The organism is Nostoc sp. DSM 114160 (genome assembly GCF_053470305.1).
Genome location: NZ_JBPFGO010000001.1, coordinates 1,067,334 through 1,085,859 on the forward strand (window position 1 = coordinate 1,067,334; position 18,526 = coordinate 1,085,859).

General features: G+C 41.8%; 16 protein-coding genes. 4 read left to right on the top strand and 12 right to left on the bottom strand.

What is annotated here, in order from left to right; all coding sequences use genetic code 11:
- Positions 1-159: 159 nt before the first annotated feature.
- Both NSTCB13_RS05020 and NSTCB13_RS05025 read right to left on the bottom strand, forming a co-directional pair.
- The gene (locus NSTCB13_RS05020) at positions 160-522 is read right to left on the bottom strand and encodes a microviridin/marinostatin family tricyclic proteinase inhibitor (protein ID WP_448271547.1); all 363 of its coding nucleotides are present in this window, start codon (positions 520-522) and stop codon (positions 160-162) included.
- Between the two features lie 267 nt (positions 523-789).
- Positions 790-2,280, bottom strand: coding sequence for a glutamine synthetase family protein (locus tag NSTCB13_RS05025; protein ID WP_448271548.1), 1,491 nt, complete (start codon positions 2,278-2,280; stop codon positions 790-792).
- Positions 2,281-2,813: 533 nt separating this feature from the next.
- On the opposite strand from NSTCB13_RS05025, the gene NSTCB13_RS05030 reads away from it, so the two are divergent.
- Positions 2,814-3,617, top strand: a complete 804-nt coding sequence (locus NSTCB13_RS05030; protein ID WP_448271549.1) for an aldo/keto reductase — start codon at positions 2,814-2,816, stop codon at positions 3,615-3,617.
- A gap of 42 nt (positions 3,618-3,659) precedes the next feature.
- Here NSTCB13_RS05030 and NSTCB13_RS05035 read toward each other — a convergent pair whose 3' ends face one another.
- Positions 3,660-3,833 carry a hypothetical protein gene (locus NSTCB13_RS05035; protein WP_448271550.1) on the bottom strand — a complete coding sequence of 58 codons (174 nt, stop codon included), beginning with the start codon at positions 3,831-3,833 and terminating at the stop codon, positions 3,660-3,662.
- 308 nt (positions 3,834-4,141) lie between these two features.
- Between NSTCB13_RS05035 and NSTCB13_RS05040 the strand changes: the two genes are divergently transcribed.
- Both NSTCB13_RS05040 and NSTCB13_RS05045 read left to right on the top strand, forming a co-directional pair.
- Positions 4,142-7,330 (top strand): two-partner secretion domain-containing protein, encoded by a 3,189-nt coding sequence (locus NSTCB13_RS05040; RefSeq protein WP_448271551.1) that lies wholly within the window; start codon positions 4,142-4,144, stop codon positions 7,328-7,330.
- Positions 7,331-7,576: 246 nt separating this feature from the next.
- Entirely contained in the window at positions 7,577-11,191 is a 3,615-nt protein-coding gene (locus NSTCB13_RS05045; protein WP_448271552.1) for a two-partner secretion domain-containing protein, read from the top strand.
- 153 nt (positions 11,192-11,344) lie between these two features.
- Here the strand turns inward: NSTCB13_RS05045 and NSTCB13_RS05050 are convergent, their stop codons facing one another.
- The 4 genes from NSTCB13_RS05050 to NSTCB13_RS05065 all read right to left on the bottom strand — a co-directional run bounded on the left by NSTCB13_RS05050 (position 11,345) and on the right by NSTCB13_RS05065 (position 15,043).
- Entirely contained in the window at positions 11,345-11,779 is a 435-nt protein-coding gene (locus tag NSTCB13_RS05050; RefSeq protein ID WP_448271553.1) for a DUF2262 domain-containing protein, read from the bottom strand.
- An 80-nt stretch (positions 11,780-11,859) separates the two neighbouring features.
- Complete coding sequence (mutL, locus tag NSTCB13_RS05055) at positions 11,860-13,614, bottom strand: DNA mismatch repair endonuclease MutL (protein WP_448271554.1); 1,755 nt, start codon at positions 13,612-13,614, stop codon at positions 11,860-11,862.
- Between the two features lie 10 nt (positions 13,615-13,624).
- Positions 13,625-13,945 (bottom strand): hypothetical protein, encoded by a 321-nt coding sequence (locus NSTCB13_RS05060; RefSeq protein WP_448268871.1) that lies wholly within the window; start codon positions 13,943-13,945, stop codon positions 13,625-13,627.
- A gap of 48 nt (positions 13,946-13,993) precedes the next feature.
- Positions 13,994-15,043, bottom strand: a complete 1,050-nt coding sequence (locus NSTCB13_RS05065) for an adenosine deaminase (RefSeq protein ID WP_322693277.1) — start codon at positions 15,041-15,043, stop codon at positions 13,994-13,996.
- Between the two features lie 543 nt (positions 15,044-15,586).
- On the opposite strand from NSTCB13_RS05065, the gene NSTCB13_RS05070 reads away from it, so the two are divergent.
- A complete protein-coding gene (locus tag NSTCB13_RS05070) occupies positions 15,587-15,796 on the top strand; it encodes a hypothetical protein (RefSeq protein WP_322716912.1) in 210 nt (69 codons plus the stop codon).
- A 323-nt stretch (positions 15,797-16,119) separates the two neighbouring features.
- On the opposite strand, the gene NSTCB13_RS05075 is transcribed toward NSTCB13_RS05070, so the two are convergent.
- The 5 genes from NSTCB13_RS05075 to NSTCB13_RS05095 all read right to left on the bottom strand — a co-directional run bounded on the left by NSTCB13_RS05075 (position 16,120) and on the right by NSTCB13_RS05095 (position 18,511).
- Positions 16,120-16,431 carry a threonine dehydratase gene (locus NSTCB13_RS05075; RefSeq protein ID WP_448271555.1) on the bottom strand — a complete coding sequence of 104 codons (312 nt, stop codon included), beginning with the start codon at positions 16,429-16,431 and terminating at the stop codon, positions 16,120-16,122.
- A 74-nt stretch (positions 16,432-16,505) separates the two neighbouring features.
- On the bottom strand, positions 16,506-17,414 hold the full coding sequence (locus tag NSTCB13_RS05080) for a phosphodiester glycosidase family protein (RefSeq protein WP_448271556.1): 909 nt from the start codon (positions 17,412-17,414) through the stop codon (positions 16,506-16,508).
- An 81-nt stretch (positions 17,415-17,495) separates the two neighbouring features.
- Positions 17,496-17,699 (bottom strand): hypothetical protein, encoded by a 204-nt coding sequence (locus tag NSTCB13_RS05085; protein ID WP_448271557.1) that lies wholly within the window; start codon positions 17,697-17,699, stop codon positions 17,496-17,498.
- 62 nt (positions 17,700-17,761) lie between these two features.
- Complete coding sequence (locus NSTCB13_RS05090) at positions 17,762-18,121, bottom strand: hypothetical protein (RefSeq protein WP_448271558.1); 360 nt, start codon at positions 18,119-18,121, stop codon at positions 17,762-17,764.
- A gap of 51 nt (positions 18,122-18,172) precedes the next feature.
- Complete coding sequence (locus NSTCB13_RS05095; RefSeq protein ID WP_448271559.1) at positions 18,173-18,511, bottom strand: hypothetical protein; 339 nt, start codon at positions 18,509-18,511, stop codon at positions 18,173-18,175.
- Positions 18,512-18,526 lie beyond the last annotated feature (15 nt).

Consider the following 18,526-nt stretch of genomic DNA (forward strand, 5'->3'; position numbering starts at 1 on the left):
TGCATTTTCACTATTGTTAACTCTTGAGAAAGCAAAATATTAAACAAGTGAACTTAATTTTAATGAGAAGCCAACCCCTAGACGAAGTTGGCACTAACTGTATTTTTATACTGACAATAGTTTTAAAACCGCATCTTTGGTGTAATCAAAAGTATGCAGCTATACAGGTTTAGACGGCGAACTGTCCTCATTATCTGAAGGATACTTCAGAGTAACAGCCACCTCTGAAGGTGAAGACGGCGAACTGTCTTCACCATCTGATGGATACTTCTGAGTAACAGCGTACTCATCACTATCAGAAGGGTGCTTCTTGGTTACTGAAGTGGCATCTTCTTGATCGGATGGAGACTTCAGAGTTGTTACAAGTTCATGCTTATTCTTGTTTGTGGCATTATTACATTTACCACCGATAATCGCTTTTGAGTCTTCATCAGAAAGGTCTTCAAGGCTTTGCCCTTCCAAGAATCGAGCAAAGAATGGTACTGCTTGTGAATTCAACTTTTCTGGTTTGTTTTCAGACACAATCTTTCTCCTATAAAAACTGAACTTAAATATCTCCTGTATTATATGACATATTACATACTAATACCTTTGCCAAAATAAGAGTTTATACATCAACTCAACCTCGGAAATTGGCGAGGTTTGACTTACCAAAATAAGTATTAATTTATTATTTAACAAATATTTACTTTTGTGTAATTATGCTTGTATAAAGTCAAAAATATAATAATTTTTCTTACAGCAAGTATGGACGGGGCGCAATTGTGAAACAGTACTAGCTTATTCACTTCAAAATAATTCAAAATATTCTCTTTGCTCCCAGTTAGTCACCTGCTTTAAATACTCTTCTGGTAGCCGATCGGCAACGGACTGCAAAAAGCGATTAATTTCACTCTGTTTCATCTTAATGATGAAATTGATGAACTGCTGCCCCATTTTTTGAGCAAAAAGTTCGCTTTGGCTCAAATATGAAATCGCCTCTGGCAAACTTTTGGGTAAGGTGGGACTTTCTGTGGCGTAAGGTGACTCTGTTGGAGAGCCAGGGTCAAGTTTACGATCTACACCATCTAGCCCAGAAATCAATTGCGATGCCATATACAGGTAGGGATTGGCTGCTGGTTCTCCAACTCGGTTTTCGATGTGGGTAGTGGGGTCATCATAACCGCCTTGTAATCTAATCATTGCCCCTCGGTTTTCCAATCCCCATCCAGCGCGATCGGGAGCTAGGGAATAAGGTCTAAATCTTTTGTAGCCGTTAATTGTCGGGGTTGTGAACACAGAAGCAGCATTGGCGTGTTTCAGAAGACCACCAACGAAATGTTTACCTAAATCTGACATTAGGGTTTTAGAGTTTGCAGACATGAAAGCGTTCTCGCCTGTGGTTCGGTCTACCAGGGATTGGTGCAAATGCCAACCATTGGAAGAAGAACCTTGCAATCCTGGACGACACATAAATGAGGCGATGTAACCTTGTTGACGGCAGATTTGCTTGGTTGCCATGCGGAATATCATCATTGTATCCGCAGCTTGCAACGCCGGAATTGGGTCAAAGGTAAATTCAAATTGACCGACACCTCCTTCATTTTCTACACTCCTTAAAGGCAATCCCATTTCAACTAAGTTTTCTGCTAAAACGCGCAGTAAGTCGTGAATCTCTGGATTGTGGGATTCTAAAAGATATTGGAAACTATGCTCTACAGCGCTAACTTTAGCAGGTTCACCAGGTTTTCCAGAAGTACCAACATTAGCGATCGCTAACATCGGATCTTCTAACTTTGCTAGATACCACTCAACTTCTAAGCCGACAATATGCTCCAACCCTCTTTGATGTAACTCTACTAATGATTGGCGCAAAATACCGCGACTGGAAAAGGGCATTACCTGACCATTTTGAAAATACTCGTCACAGAGAATAAAGCCAGTACGTTTTGCCCAAGGCAGAATTTTGAAGGTATCAGGGTCAGGAACAGCCACAAGATTTGGTGCACCTGTCATCAAAGGCATATCTAAACTACCGCCAGGAACAAACGGGTTAAATACTATTGCACCACCAGTATCAAACAAAAATGTCCCTGTGCTGATTTGCATACCGTTTTCTAAAGCGCTGAAAAATGTCTGCGGTAAGAGCCATTTGCTGCGAACGATGCCATGCTGATCTGACCAAGCGGTACGAATCAACAATAGATCCCGTTCTTTGACAACAGCTTGGATCTTTTCAGATGCTTCTTTTTGGATTTCTGTCCACAGGTGATGACGCTCAATAAATCCAGGCTTTTTCATTGCACACAAAAGGTCTTAAATTAATATGGAGCGATTCTTTTAACGCTTGACGAATGTGACAATATCAACTAGAGTTCTGCATGAGTTAAAGCGTTTTAAAACTCAATTACTTTATTTGGTTGAAATATACATTCTAGAGTGAGAATATTAGCTTATATCATTGTAAAATAATATTCAACAGTAAGAATTTTATATTTTATTATAGCGTTTCCCGACCTGCTGAGGTACTGAGTAAATCACTAATAAAATTAGGTAAGCCTCTGCGTACCTTTGCGTTTGACTCTGCGCTCCTCTGCGTTTAAAAACATTATTTCTATACCTCACGTAACTAGGAATTACTATATACTTAACCGTGACATGATTGCGTAGTTTCCAATTTGTAGCTCCTAATTCAATACTCCTGACTGCCTTTTTTCATAAGTTAATCAATTTTGATCGATCGTTCCAAGAGATGATTAAAAATTAAGATTCATTGAGTTTTCACTAACATCATGAAGGTGTAATAGAGTAAAAGTGAGAATTGGAGCGTTGACGTGGAGTTAGTAACTATACACAGACAGCCAGCAAGCATTCTTGGTTTAGCAGGGCAATCGATAGATGCTGCAACTGTTTCATTGGCATTTGAAGCGGGGATCAATTACTTTTTCTTTTACAATTTGGAATCGGAAAACTTCTTGGATGGCTTGAAATCTCTGTTGGTAGGAAAGCGCGAGCAGACCTTGGTAGCAACAGGTAGTGAAAATCGGAATATAGAATCTTTACGCAATTACTTGGACTGTGTGCGCCATCGTTTAAATATCGCGCAAGTGGATGTATTTTTTGCTGAATATGTTTCCCCTGCTGATGACATAGGTCAACTTCAAGCGGTGCTTGACGAACTGCATTCTTGGAAAGAGCAAAAACTCGTGCGTTATGTAGGAGTCACAACTCACAACCTACCCATTGCCAAACAATTAATTGAAGCACATCACATTGACGTGCTGATGCTCCGCTATAATATGGCACATCGAAAAGCTGAAGAAGATGTTCTTCCCAGCGCTTCAAAGACAGGTATTCCAGTAGTAGCGTTTACCTGTACTCGTTGGGGGTCATTACTTAAGGGGCATCCCAACTGGCAACAAAAACCACCACTAGCAACAGACTGTTACCGAATGGCACTAAGTCATCGGGCAGTGCGTCTGGCACTTACTGCCCCAAAAAATAGGCAGCAATTACTGGAAAATCTTTCTGTGCTGCACTCACCCCAACTTTCGCAGCAGGAACTAACTCATTGGCAGGAGTATGGCGACTTAATTTATGGTGCTGGACAAGACTCTTTTGATACTCAATGGATTTAAAATCCTGGTTATTGCTAGTGGTAAAGCAATTCATCTATGGTGCTATTTTTGATTGAAACTGCTTACAAAGGATAACAGAGCGATCGCACTCACACCTAAAAGCCATTCCCCTGATGCTTCAGGTACGCTAACTTTCAAGGGATTAATGGGTTTAGAGAGATTTTCCTTACCATTCTTAATTTTACGGTCAAAGCGATCGCTTATATTTAATTTCACTAGATGTCTATACTTAATTTTAAGTTTTTAAAATTTTACTTTCATCTAGTCAAAATATCTGCTGAAATGAAATTAAACCTCGTCTACCTTGAGAACCGTAATTTTGTAGGTTGGGTGCAGCGATAGCGTAACCCAACATAAAATTTGGTGGCAATGTTGGGTTGCGTTTCACTCCATCCAACCTATAAAAATATATTTATTAAAAAACTCTCGGTTTCAACTTAGATGAAGGTTGATTGTACATAAATTTCTCAAAAAATTGATTGCATATTCATAGGTAGGAAATGAGCAAGCGAGGCTGATTCTGTATGACAACCTGTAAAAATAGGAATTTGCACTCAGATTTATTAGAAGCTATTAGCATTATTGGAGTGCTTGCTCACGGCATATTTTCTTGTGAAAATCACGCCTTAGCCCAGATTATTCCTGATGGGACATTGGGCGATAACTCTTCAAAAATCACTCCCAATGTGAATATTAAAGGTAGTGCTGCCGATCGGATTGATAATGGAGTAATTCGCGGTGCAAACCTGTTCCATAGTTTCCAGGAATTCAATGTGGGTGAATTGCAGCGAGTTTATTTTGCCAATCCCACGGGAATCTCCAATATTCTCACACGGGTGACGGGAAGTAATATCTCGAATATTCTCGGTACATTGGGGGTGAATGGTAATGCAAATTTGTTTTTGATTAATCCGAATGGCATTTTATTTGGCAACAATGCACGCTTAGATGTAGCGGGTTCCTTTGTCGGGAGTACGGCGAATTCTTTTGTGTTTGGCAATGAGTTGGAATTTAGTGCAACAAATCCTCAGACTCCTTCCTTGTTACTAACAGTTAATCCTTCTGCTTTGCTATTCAATCAACTTCAGGCTGGCAGAATTGAAAACAGGTCAATTGCACCAGCAGGAGATAATATCTTTGGTCTACGAGTACCAGATGGCCAGAGTTTGCTATTAGTCGGTGGAGAAATTGCCATCAACGAAGGTAAATTGAATGCTCCGGGTGGGCGAGTGGAATTAGCAGGAGTTGCAGGTGAGGGGACAGTCGGACTGAATGTGGATGGTAATAATTTAAGTTTGATTGTTCCTGATAATCTAGCTAAAGCCGATATCTCACTCAGTAATCAAGCCTTGGTCAGTACCAGTGGCGAAGGTGGCGGCGCTATTCAGGTGTGGGGTAAAGGAGTTACAGTTAGTGGAGGTTCCAAGATTGAAGCCAGCACTTTAGGAGCATTACCTGGAAAAGGATTGAGTGTAAATGCTTCTGAATCAGTGCAAGTCGTTGGAGAATCACCTACTGGAATTCGCAGTGGTTTATTTGCTGAAAATTCTGGGACAGGAGATGCAGGAGACCTGACAATTAACACCAGACAGTTACAAATCTTAGCAGGAGGAAAGATTTCATCTAGTACAACGAATGCAGGTGTGGCAGGAAATTTGACTGTGAATGCCTCAGAATCAGTGCAAATAATCGGTATTCCAGATAATCCCAACTTAGGCTCTACTGGTATGTTTGCTGCATCTAATGGAGTAGGAGACGCCGGAGACATCACGATTAACACTAGACAGTTACTCATCCAAAATGGAGCCGGAATTATAACCGATAGCGAAGCTAAAGGGGTTGGAGGGAGTATAACAGTAAATGCCGAATCAGTGCAGCTAGTCGGTACTGCTATTCTTCCACAGTTTCCTAATAGATGGTACCCTAGCAGAATAAGTTCTAACGCCTATGACATAGGGCCCGCAGGAAAGATTACGATTAACACCAATCAGTTGTTAATCCAAGATGGAGCAGCGATTTCAGCTCGAACTAGCAGTAGTGGGGCTGGAGGAAGTTTGACAGTCAATGCCTCCCAATCAGTTAAACTGATCGGATCTGCTACTAATAGTAATAGTTTATTTCCCTTTCCCAGCAGCTTGTTAACTCAAACATCGAGTACAGGAACAGCAGGAGATTTGGCAATTAATACCAATCAGTTGATTGTCCAAAATGGACAACTATCTGCCAGTACTTTTGGACAAGGGAATGCTGGCAATATAAACATTGAAACTGTCACTATGAATATCATTGACAGTCAAGTGGGAAGCAGTGTTTATCGTAAAGGTTTTGCCGGAAATTTGACTATTCACGCTGCCGAGTCAGTGGAAATTAGCGGAAAAATCAAATCATTTACATCTAATCTTGAAAATCCTGCTGGCTTATTTGCTCAGGTAAACCCTAGAGGTGAGGGTCGCGGTGGCAACTTGACCATTGAGACAAAACGCTTGAGTGTCAGTAATGGAGGCAAAGTGCAAGTCGCTACTTTTGGTCAAGGCGACGCTGGTAATCTCACAATTCGTGCTTCTGAGGTAGAGGTATTTGATACACTTATTGATAACCTCTATGCTACAGGTATCAATGCAGGTGTGGAAGTAGACGCAGACGAAACAGTGATTCCACCCAGAGGTAACGGTGGCGATTTAACAATTGAAACCGATCGCTTGAGTGTGAGAGGTGGTGCAGTAGTATCGGTTGGAACTGCTGGAGTGGGCAATGCAGGTAACTTACGAATTCATGCGTCGAAATCTGTAGAAGTCGTTGGCAAATCAGCAAATGGTAACTTTAACAGCCAAATCAGCGCTGCGGTGACACCAGAAGGTACTGGTAGTGGGGGAAGTTTAAAGGTTGAAACTGAGCAGATGAGTGTCCGGGATGGAGGTGAAGTCACTGTCAGTAGTACCGGCGCAGGGACGGCAGGCAACCTTGACATCCAAGCTGGTTCTTTGAGCCTGGATAATCAAGGAGCGATCGCCGCCATAACCAGAGCGGGGAATGGTGGTAATATTACCCTGAAGTTGCAAGACTTATTATTACTACGCAATCACAGTCAAATTTCTACCACTGCCGGCAGTAGCGAATTCGGTGGCGATGGCGGTAATATCACCATTAATAGCCCTTTCATTGTCGCCGTTCCTAAAGAAAATAGCGATATCAGCGCTAACGCCTTCACTGGCACTGGTGGTAGAGTTGACATTACAACTAACGGTATTTTCGGTATTCTCTCGCAAAAAAGCCCAACTAAAAATAGTGACATTACCGCAAGTTCAGAATTGGGGGTGAGCGGGGAAGTAACTATCAACAGTCCAGATACTGACCCCAGTCGCGGCTTAATTCAACTACCCTCTAACCTCGTCGATGCATCCCGACAAATTGCTCAAGGTTGCACTTCCAAAAGAGGCCAAAACGCCAGTCGTTTTATCGCCACCGGACGCGGTGGATTACCCCAAAGCCCTAATGAACCGTTGCGAGGACGAGCAGTGATTACTGGTTGGGTAGATTTGCCACCACAAGCAACAGCGATCGCGGATAAATCATCTACTGCATCTATAACCAAATCTAGCAACCCAATTGTCGAGGCTCAAGGATGGATTGTTGATGCTAATGGTAATATTATGCTCGTGGCTCAATCTGGGCAAAGTTCTTCTATTCCCTCTGCCATGTCTTGTAGTCAATAATTCGTGACTCCAATCGGGGGAGAAATTACGATGAAACTCAAGAGCGATCGAAACAATCAGATGCGTTACCTATTTTTAAGTTTTAAAAAGTTTACTCCGATCTAGTTAAAATATCTGCTGAAATTAATTGTAGAAAAATTGATCGGGACGGCTAACAAAAAACCCTTGAATATGTGGCTCGAAGCCGTGGTGTAAGAAAATTGCATATTCACAGGTAGGAAATGAGCAAGCGAGGCTGATTCTGATATGACAACCTGTAAAGATAGGAATTGGCACTCAGATTTATTAGAAACTATAGGCATTATTGGAGTGCTGGCTCATGGCATATTTTCTTGTGAAAATCACGCCTTAGCCCAGATTATCCCTGATGGAACATTGGGCGATAACTCTTCAAAAATCACTCCCAATGTGAATATTAAAGGTAGTGCTGCTGACCAGATTGATGGTGGAGTAATTCGCGGTGCAAACCTGTTCCATAGTTTCCAGGAATTCAATGTGGGTGAATTGCAGCGAGTTTATTTTGCTAATCCCACGGGAATCTCCAATATTCTCACACGGGTGACGGGAAGTAATATCTCGAATATTTTCGGTACATTGGGGGTGAATGGTAATGCAAATTTGTTTTTGATTAATCCGAATGGCATTTTCTTTGGGAAGAATGCACGCCTTGATGTGGCGGGTTCCTTTGTCGGGAGTACGGCGAATTCTTTTGGGTTTGGCAATGGGTTGGAATTTAGTGCAACTAATCCTCAGACTCCTTCGCCATTACTAACAGTTAATCCTTCGGCCTTGCTATTCAATCAAATTGCTGCTGCACCGATTCAAAACAACTCAGTCGCACCAGCAGGAATAGATCCCGCAGGTTTTAATGCATATGGTTTACGAGTCGGAGATGGTAAAAGTTTGCTGCTAGTGGGCGGTCATGTCGTCATGGATGGCGGCCAGTTAAATGCTTATGGTGGGAGAGTTGAATTAGGGGGGTTAGCAGCACCTGGAAATGTCAATCTTCTTTTTAATGGCGATAATCTCAGCTTGAAGTTTCCTCTGAATGTGTCTCGTGCAGATGTGTCACTTACCAATGAAGCGTTTGTGTATGTAGAAGCTGCTGATGGTGGTGATGTTGCGATTAATGCCCGCAATATAGATATTTTGGGAGGAAGTCAGCTTTCTGCTGGTATCGCCTCTGGTTTGGGTCAACCAGAGGCGACTGCGGGGGATATTACGCTTAATGCTACAGGGAAAATCAAAGTTGCTGACTCCGGGAGTGGGATTCGCAATCTTGTGAGTCAGGATTCAAAAGGCAATGGCGGTAACATTTTTATCGATTCTGGTGACTTATCATTAGGAGATGGCGCTTTACTTTCTACCTCAACATTTGGACAGGGGAATGCAGGGAATGTGACAGTGGGTGCAAAAAATGCTGTCTCCCTTGCAGGTAATGCTTATATCCTCAGCACCATGGGAACAGGAGGTGTAGGTAAGGGTGGCAATATTGACATTCATGCAGCAACGTTGTCACTTACTGATGACGCTCTACTTCTTACCTCAACATTTGGACAGGGGAATGCGGGGAATGTGACAGTGGGTGTAAAAGATGCTGTCTCCCTTGCAGGTAATGCTTATATCCTCAGCGCCGTGCAAACAGGAGGTGTAGGTAAGGGTGGCAATATTGACATTCATGCAGCAACGTTGTCACTTACTGATGACGCTCTACTTCTTACCTCAACATTTGGACAGGGGAATGCGGGGAATGTGACAGTGGGTGTAAAAGATGCTGTCTCCCTTGCAGGTAATGCTTATATCCTCAGCGCCGTGCAAACAGGAGGTGTAGGTAAGGGTGGCAATATCGACATTCATGCAGCAACGTTGTCACTCACTGATGACGCTCAACTTTCTACCTCAACATTTGGACAGGGGAATGCAGGGAATGTGACAGTGGGTGCAAAAAATGCTGTCTCCCTTGCAGGTAATGCTTATATCGTCAGCGCTGTGCAAACAGGAGGTGTAGGTAAGGGTGGCAATATTGACATTCATGCAGCAACGTTGTCACTCACTGATGACGCTCAACTTTCTGCCTCAACTTATGGACAGGGGAATGCAGGGAATGTGACAGTGGGTGCAAAAAATGCTGTCTCCCTTGCAGGTAATGCTTATATCGTCAGCGCCGTGCAAACAGGAGGTGTAGGTAAGGGTGGCAATATTGACATTCATGCAGCAACGTTGTCACTCACTGATGACGCTCAACTTTCTGCCTCAACTTATGGACAGGGGAATGCAGGGAATGTGACAGTGGGTGTAAAAGATGCTGTCTCCCTTGCAGGTAATGCTAATATCCTCAGCACCGTGGAAACAGGAGGTTTAGGTAAGGGTGGCAATATCGACATTCATGCAGCAACGTTGTCACTCACTGATGACGCTCAACTGCTAACCATTACTCGTGAAGCATCTGCTACCCAACCAGCAGGAAAAGGGGATGCAGGCAATGTCAATGTTTTTGTAACAGGTGCTGTTGACATCTCCGGGGAGAAAAACGATTTTACCAGTGGGATTTTCAGCTATGTGGGAATGGGGACTGTTGGGAATGGAGGTAACATTACCATCAATTCTGGTGACTTATCATTACAAGACGGCGCTCAACTTGTTGCCTCAACCCGTGGACAGGGGAATGCAGGGAATATTCGCATCAATGCGAAAGATACAGTAACTGTTTCTGGAACTACTCAAGAGAGCAAATTTTCTAGTGGTTTATTCACATTTACTGATTCTACTTCCACTGGGAAAGGTGGCGATATTACCCTAAACAGCAATATCTTTCGCATCTCCGACGGTGCTTTACTGGATGCACGCACTAGAAATAATCAAAAGGGTGGCGATATTACGGTAAATGCAAATATTTTTGAAGCACTCAACGGCGGACAACTCACCACCACTACCTCAAGCAATGGACGTGCAGGTAAAATTACTGTCAACGCTGACGATCGGCTAATAATTAGCGGTATTGACCCTAGTTACAGCGATCGCATTACTAACTTTCCTGACAACGTACTAAATATCGGTGCTAACAGTGGCTTATTTGTCAATTCCACAGGTTCAGGAAGCACAGGCGACATCGAAATTAACTCACCCAAATTTACCTTAGATAACCAAGGCAAACTCAATGCCGAATCTGCATCCGGTAACGGTGGTAACATCAACGTCAACAGCGACTTACTCTTACTCCGCCGCAACAGTCAAATCTCCACCAACGCAGGTACAAAAAAATTAGGTGGCAATGGCGGTAATATCAAAATCAATTCAAGATTGATCGTTGCAGTTCCCAAAGAGAATAGTGATATCAGCGCTAACGCTTTTACTGGCACTGGTGGTAGAGTTGACATTACAACTAACGGTATTTTCGGGATTCTCTCGCAAAAAAGCCCAACCGAAAACAGTGACATTACCGCAAGTTCAGAATTAGGAGTGAGTGGGGAAGTAACTATCAACAGTCCAGATACTGACCCCAATCGTGGCTTAATTCAACTACCCTCTAACCTCGTCGATGTATCCCAACAAATTGCCCAAGGTTGCACTCGCAGAGGAGGACAAAACGCCAGTCGTTTTATCGCCACTGGACGCGGTGGATTACCCCAAAGTCCTAACGAACCGTTGCGGGGACGAGCAGTGATTACTAGTTGGGTAGATTTGCCACCACAAGCAACACACACAGTCGCGGATAAATCATCTACTGCATCTATAACCAAATCTAGCAACCCAATTGTCGAGGCTCAAGGATGGATTGTTGATCCTAACGGTAATATTATGCTCGTGGCTCAATCTGGGCAAAGTTCTTCTATTCTCTCTGCCATGTCCTGTAGTCAATAATTCGTGACTCTAATCGGCAGAGGAATTTCTATTTATCTAAGGGGTTTTTGCATAGATTCGGGAATCATAACTAATTAGCTGGACTTGATATTAGTGGGGTTTTTTATTGCGTAAAATATGAAAGTGTTAGTTATTAAAAACTTACCTCTTCAATTAACCACCGATCCTAGCATCTACAAAACAATCATTTTTATCCATTTTAATAATGATACAGTGTCCAAAAAATAGGTTTCCATCGTTATAGTAGAACTCTGCTTCACCATCTGGAAAAAAGACCAATCCTTCAAGCGTCATTCGGTTTTTGAACTCTTCAGATGTTAATGTCTCATCTTCATCAAGCCATGTATCATTCTTAAGCTTTAGCAATTGTTGAACAGCATATTCTTTTGCACTTTTAGCATGATGTTTCAACTCTTGTACAACACTACTAGCTCTGTCCAAGGCTGACTTGACCTTATCATTATCGTCTGTTGAAATACTAATAGTAAGTTGTGTTTCATAGAATACAACTTGGCTATCATACCAATCTAATTCGGAATTATACCGTATATATCCCAAAAATTCATGTTTTATATCGGGGTAATTCATGCATTTTTAAATGTTATAAAATGCTATTTTTTAGTTGTCGCTTCCATTTTTACAGCTATTGTAATGTCTTGCCAAAAACATCAAATTCCGTGACTTTTTCCAATTACCCAATTCCGCCGGAAAAATCGGGCTAATGCTGATTCTTCTAAAGATAGATAAATTGGTCGTCCATGAGGACAGGTGCGGGGGTTGCGAGTGCGTTGCCAATTATCTAAAAGTGTCTGCATTTCTTGCTGATTCATCGGTGTACCGTTACGAATAGCACTACGACAGGCAACAGCGACTTGGGCTGTTTGTAAATCACCTCCCCAACTAAGTTCTAAAATTGCTTCTGCACAGTCGTCTCGCTGTTGTAAAGGTGCAGGGAGATTACGGACTGCCCAAAGTTGTTCGCCAAAGGGGTCTATTTCTAAACCAATGCGTTGCAGTTGCGATACTTGCGCTGGCGATAATTGATAAAGAATGATTGGCGGTTCGACGGGTACAAGTTGCCAATTATCAGACAATTGCTCATACAAAACTCGCTCATGGGCAATGTGCTGTTCTACTAACCATATCCCACTTGAATGTTCCGCCACAATATAAGTGTTGCTAACTTGAGCGACAGCTTTTAAAGAGTTAGGAGAGACGCGATTCATCGCATCTGTACAAGGTTTGGGATTTTGAGGATTGAAATTGTAACCACCTTTGGCTTCTGCGGCTTTGAGTAATTTACTAACTCGCGTTGTGTGAACAGCTTCTTTGAGATTATTAGAAGAAATGCTGAGTGCTTGGTTAATTGCTTGGGTAATTTTCTCTTGCCAATAAATGATTTCGTTGAGGTAAATTTCTGTTTTTGCTGGATTGCGATTCCAGTTAATTTGATTGGGGGAAATGGCAAGATGTAAGAAACAAATTGGATAGCGATCGCGTGGTAATGTTCTATGAAATGCTGATAATATGGTTTGCTCTAATTCCGGTGTCTTCACCATCCTGCCGTTAATGGCTACACGTACCCAATCTGGACGATGACGATGAGTGCGATCGGGTAATCCTACCACTAAATTTAGTGCTGAGTGCTGAGAGACGCGATGAATCGCGTCTGTACAAGAGTCCAGAGTAGAGACGCGATTTATCGCGTCTTCTGTACAGGAGTTTGGAGGGTTGGGGAGTTCTAATTTTATTTCTTGCAAGTCACCTTGTCGCACTTGCGGTAAAATTTGCGGTAGTAGTTGTCCAGTTGTGGCAGCCGGACAAATGGTGAACCATTGACGGTCATTTTGCCAAATCTGCCAGGTGACGTGGGGATGACACAGGGCGATTTGGTGAATTGTGGCTTGCACAGCTTTCATTTGCTGTGCTGTTGTGGGTAATCCCTGACGACGAGATGAGCAATTACCAAAAAGATGGGAAACTGTAACTACTGTACCAGGTGCGATCGCAGTTGCTTCAACTTGTACAACTTTCCCGCCATTGCCATAAATTATCCGCCATCCTAATTTTCCCCCCAGAGGACGACTCAAAATTTCTAAATCAGCCAGAGTCGTTAAACTGTGCAACGCCTCACCACGAAACCCCAAACTGTTAATTTTCCACAAATCGGCACTAGAGCGAATTTTACTAGTGCTGTGGGCTGTGGCTGCTTGTTGCAAATCATCTAGGTTCATTCCACAGCCATTATCTGCCACCCGAATTCGCCATTGCTGCGGCCACAGAGAAACCACAATTCGCGTTGCACCTGCGTCTAGGGAATTTTCTACCAATTCCCGCACCACAGAGGCTAAAGAATCGATTACCTCTCCAGCTGTAATGAGATATACAACTTCTGTTGGTAGAGCTTGAATAGTAGATGCCATAAATTCTAGTTTATAGCTTTTGGCGCACACTATATACAACTTCTAGCAAGAATCTTTTCTCAGCAAAAAAAGAACCACAAATAAACACTGATAAATTATCTGTGTGCATCTGTGGTTTAATTTCTAAAACATTAATTATTGCAAGATATCTATTAGACTTCTTGGCATTTGTCGGGAAAAGGGTAAAGGGGAAAGGGGAAAGGGATAAGAAAAATCCTTTCACTTTAACATGAGTCTCTTTCCCCCAAGAGTGCAAAAATACTTTTGCAAGATATCTATTGTGCATTACAACTTTCTCTATGGCATCAGAAAAAATTAGTAATTGCAACATTAATTAACATTAAATCACCTGACTTTATGAATATCTTTAGGCGATTCGTTAATTACTATCTCTCATGGACAAAATTTTCGCTGGTTCAGGTTTGAGCAAACCGTTCAACAGTGATGCAGGACGTTGACTGTAAGGCCAAGCAAAAGCATGACGGAAAGCCGCATCTTGACAAGCTTGTAGTTGTTCAAAACTAATAATGTTGTAAGTCAAGAGATTCTCATACTCAAATGGTAGACGCACATTGTGCAATCCAGCATTATCAGTACAGATAGCAATATCAACCCCAGCATCAAGACAACGGTCAAAAACTAATTTGAGTTGACGTATATCCTGCAAAGTTCCAGTTTTTAGGTAAGTTGTTGGACAAACCTCCAAACATTGTCCGCGTCTAGCGACATCATTAAGTAGCTCTGGATATAGTAGGGGAATTTGAATGCCGTGACCAATCCGCATCAAATATGGTAACAGTTCTGGGTAACAACCAGCAGTGGTTTCATATAGATGTCCCGTGGTATTAACGCCCAGCGATCGCGCATAATCATATAAGCTAATCCATTCTTCTAAGCGATCGGCGTAATAACTATCACCTCCGGCTACATCTACTGCACAGACATACTGTTTATTTTGCGCCGCCAAATCAACAATTGCCTTGTTCACCTCATAAGGTAGGCGCGTGTGCATACAGAGAATTTGGCTAGTAACAATTGGATACTCTGGCTGCTGGCTGGCAAGTCCTACTACTCGCACAATTTCTGCCATCTTGTCAATTCTTGCAGATTGACTCAGATGCTCAGGTGTCCGCAAATAAGGAGTGTAGCGCAGTTCCAGATAAGCCAAATTTTCAAATATGTAAGCACCCCGCACTAAGCGATAGATAAAGTAAGGCAAAGTCTCCACGGTTTGCACGCTTTCTACCAGAGTGTGTAATTCTAGATACTCGTCTAGGGTGTTACGTGGACGGGTATAAAAATCTTCAAATTCTGAATAGTCAGCAAAGCGGGAAATCAACTCCGCAGAATGTCGCTCGAAATATCGCCATAAAACTCGTGGTACGACCGAGCCGCCTAGATGTCTATGTAATTCAGCGTATAAAGCCATAGTGGTATTTTTAGGTAAAAATTTCAATGATTGTAACAAAAACATCGAAAGAAAAATTTGTCTTCAAAAAAATTTTGCTCTAACTTCTTTGGAGTAGAGGTTTCCCCAATACGGTTCGGTTAAAGGGGAAGGTGGGGGTCCCCTCTGGGGATAAGGGGCGAGGGTAAAGGGGAAAGGGGAATAAAAAACCTTTAACCGCAAACCCATTTCCCTTTTCCCCAAACCCTATTTTGAGTTCAAAATGCTTATCTGACCGTATTGGAGGTTTCCCTACATCAGAATTTCAATAAATACTCTGCTGCGCGAACGATTTGGTGGCTTGGAACTAGATAGGGTTGAGAGCAACAGATAAATTTCTGCCTCCTACCTTTTGCACTAGTATTTGCAGTATGAATCAACTTGACATTACCAAGATTAAATTGATAGCATTGATATCCTTAATTTTTGTGCTATACTAGAAGAACATTGCTATTGTTAAGCGGCTGAGATATAGCAATATGTTTTTCCTTTAACAAAGCAAATTCCTGGCAAGGTTGGTATTAATTGAAAATTCAAGCGTTGGAAGTCAAGGCTGGCGATCGCATTATTGCTTACTGCAACAATAAAATGCAAATCTGCAAGGTAAAACGCATTTTAGATCCAGGTCAAGCCAATATTACACTATCAGTATTCACCTCTGAGAATTATCGCGGCTGCTCAGTTTCATCTATAGTCCGCTTCCAAAGCAACGCCTTAGTTGACTTGGTAAGTTAAAAACCAAGTATATATTTAAGCTCAAAAATATTTCTAGCTATTGTCCAGCCTCAAACTGGACAAAATTTTTGTGAAAGGTGCGATGTTTACGCACATACGCATCTGTTAATTATGGCTGAATGATTTTCGCGACCTCACACTACCTAGTGGTCTGTTCCATTAAATATAATCAGTTTGTAGTAAGCACAAAGCGTGCTTAAAAATCCAGGACTAAAGTCCTTACTACAAACTTATTCACCCCTTGTAACTAATAGGACAGACCACTAGTATAGGGAACAGTCATTAATAAAAATCTGAGAGAAAAATCTAATTTATGGCTTTTGTTAGTTCTTTTTCACATCACGAGCCATGTTGAGGTAGTAGTCATCAAGTTTGGCATTAGAACGACGGCGGTTAGGGGCAGAAATTTTAGTAGTGTTATCCCGATTCGTTTCAATTGGCTGTTTAGTTGAAACTTGATTTACGCCTTGCACCCGATCGGATTCCAAGAAATAACCAGACTGAGAGAATCCGAAAAGCTTGGCAAAAAAACCAAATAAATTTCCGAAAAAATTAGAAATACTTTGGAATAAAACACCAAACAAGCCTTCAATACGAAGGAACAAGTTCCGAATAATTTGAGTTAGACGAAGCATAAAAGCACCTTCAATGATTGCCTATTATTATTGTGACTCAATTTGGATTCGGAGATTGGTGCTATGGAAAAAATCTACCAGTAGGTAGGTATAATTCCCATAACCCCTATTTTTCCTGAACCAGCAAAACCGACTTCACAGGGACGCTTGATAGAATTTCCCTCTAAATCAACCTTTCCGTAAAAGGTTTTCCCGTTGTAATAAAGCGAAGACGAACTTCCTCCATCCAAATTCATCGCTCGATCGGCACCAAGAGTTTTCATCAAATCAGCTAATGCTGGCAAAGATATTCCATTCGCGGGAGCCAAGGGTTTTTGAGCCACCATAACTAAAATAACGCTGCCATCGCGGGTGATACCTACGGCAGTTCTGGCGTTGGGTTGGTTGCTGCCAAGGGCATCTCGTTTATTGGTATTATCTATAAAGCCCTCTTTTTCTAAGGTGAGTTCTGGTAATAGGCGCGGGCCAGCACCGATCGCATCAACTAACTGACAACCTGCTGGTGGTGACTGATTGTGTAGGGCAATGGAATAGCGGCTAGTTTGCCCGCATAAGTAGCGACGGAATTCTGTGCGATTGAATATTTGACTTAAATAAGGTTTTAAGTTGGGATTGTTCACCAGCCGCTCGTTTTCCTTGGGATTGGCTATCAACTTTCCTTGGCGGACAACATAAGATGTAGTTTTTTGGTTGGCTGGATCGAAAAATCCTGCATTCAAAATAGCCACGGCTCGATGCTTTTGGGCAAATTCCTCTACAGTGGCTACCTTCTGTGATATCGCAGGAGTCACCAAAAATTTGCTATTAGCTGGAATTAACACGATGTGAGCGATGCTTTGGGGCAAAGTGCGATCAAAGTAGCGGATAGTTTTTGCTGGTGAAGCTGCAATAGTGGGTATCGACGGTGTTGAAAAACGCAAATTAAACCACAACACCATTGCCAAACTAATTAATATCAAAGCCAGTAGTTTGATTTTTCTCACTTTTAAACTCACGTGCGGTTAGCTCAAAAAAGTTGATTTAATCGATTTAATTAAAATACTTTAAGCTGAATCCCCAGAGAGTTACTTTTGGGGTTGTGGCTGTGGTGTTTGAGGTTTTTCCTCTACTGCTGGTTGCTGTACCAAGTAGCCGAGAGCAGCAGTAGCAATCCCGCCGATAGTGCCAGCGACAGTGTGGTTAATTACGCCAATGTTCCCAAGGAAGGTAGCAGCACCAGCAGCCAGCCCAAGAACTGTAGTAAGAATATTAAGAGTTGACTTAGACATTTCAATTAGTCCTAATAAGTGTGTTTGTAGTGTTCCCAAGTTTTTAACTCAGAATCATAGAGTTAACGTTCATTCTCATCTTCATCTGGGTCAGCTACAGGTTGGGAACGAACAATGAAACCAGTTTGCTTTTCCAAGTGGCGTTGAATATCAATAATGTGAAAATTCAACCTGCTGGACTTATGCTTAATCATCTGTTTTAATCCGTGTGCAACTTCAAATTGCCATTCTTTACGAACTTTATAATCAGCTTCATGTACAGCAAAATCCATTTGAATTAAATTGACTTCCTTTCTAAGTTCATCAGAAACTTTATCAATTTCTCGATAAATTGCAGCTTCCATATGAGAAATTCTATACACAATAGCGACTAGTGCAAATATTCCCAAAAGCAAGTCTACAGAATTTTTTAAATCAATCATTTGGTGGAAAGGGCAGGGGCAAATATTATTCAAGCATGAACTTCATAGTTGTTATTCCCGAATCCAAACACCAACAGATACAGTTTTGAAATAAACTGGAAAACTAATATCTATTGAGTAATTAGAGATGGCTTGAGGAAAAAAGATAATATTTCCTCCAATCTCAAGCTTCTTAGCAAAAGTAATCCAAGGGGTAGAATCTAGCTCAGTCAGAATTTTTTGCTCTATCCAGCCTCCCGTATACCAACTGGATTTGGCATTAATTGTTGAAATCTTAATCCCAATAATCTGAGAATTAAGAAAACCAGGAACACTAAATAAAGGAATAGAGCCACTGGCTGAACTAAAGCTACCATTCCCTACAGAAGTCCAACCAGTAGATAAATCCATTTTTGTTTGTCTTTA

Bases quoted from the DNA above. Each gene is read 5' to 3' on its own strand.
- NSTCB13_RS05040 (WP_448271551.1), top strand. From the start codon at position 4,142: ATGACAACCTGTAAAAATAGGAATTTGCACTCAGATTTATTAGAAGCT.
- NSTCB13_RS05085 (WP_448271557.1), bottom strand. From the start codon at position 17,699: ATGTCTAAGTCAACTCTTAATATTCTTACTACAGTTCTTGGGCTGGCT.
- NSTCB13_RS05025 (WP_448271548.1), bottom strand. From the start codon at position 2,280: ATGAAAAAGCCTGGATTTATTGAGCGTCATCACCTGTGGACAGAAATC.
- NSTCB13_RS05090 (WP_448271558.1), bottom strand. From the start codon at position 18,121: ATGATTGATTTAAAAAATTCTGTAGACTTGCTTTTGGGAATATTTGCA.
- mutL (WP_448271554.1), bottom strand. From the start codon at position 13,614: ATGGCATCTACTATTCAAGCTCTACCAACAGAAGTTGTATATCTCATT.
- NSTCB13_RS05065 (WP_322693277.1), bottom strand. From the start codon at position 15,043: ATGGCTTTATACGCTGAATTACATAGACATCTAGGCGGCTCGGTCGTA.
- NSTCB13_RS05095 (WP_448271559.1), bottom strand. From the start codon at position 18,511: ATGGATTTATCTACTGGTTGGACTTCTGTAGGGAATGGTAGCTTTAGT.
- NSTCB13_RS05060 (WP_448268871.1), bottom strand. From the start codon at position 13,945: ATGTTGCAATTACTAATTTTTTCTGATGCCATAGAGAAAGTTGTAATG.
- NSTCB13_RS05075 (WP_448271555.1), bottom strand. From the start codon at position 16,431: ATGCTTCGTCTAACTCAAATTATTCGGAACTTGTTCCTTCGTATTGAA.
- NSTCB13_RS05045 (WP_448271552.1), top strand. From the start codon at position 7,577: ATGACAACCTGTAAAGATAGGAATTGGCACTCAGATTTATTAGAAACT.
- NSTCB13_RS05050 (WP_448271553.1), bottom strand. From the start codon at position 11,779: ATGAATTACCCCGATATAAAACATGAATTTTTGGGATATATACGGTAT.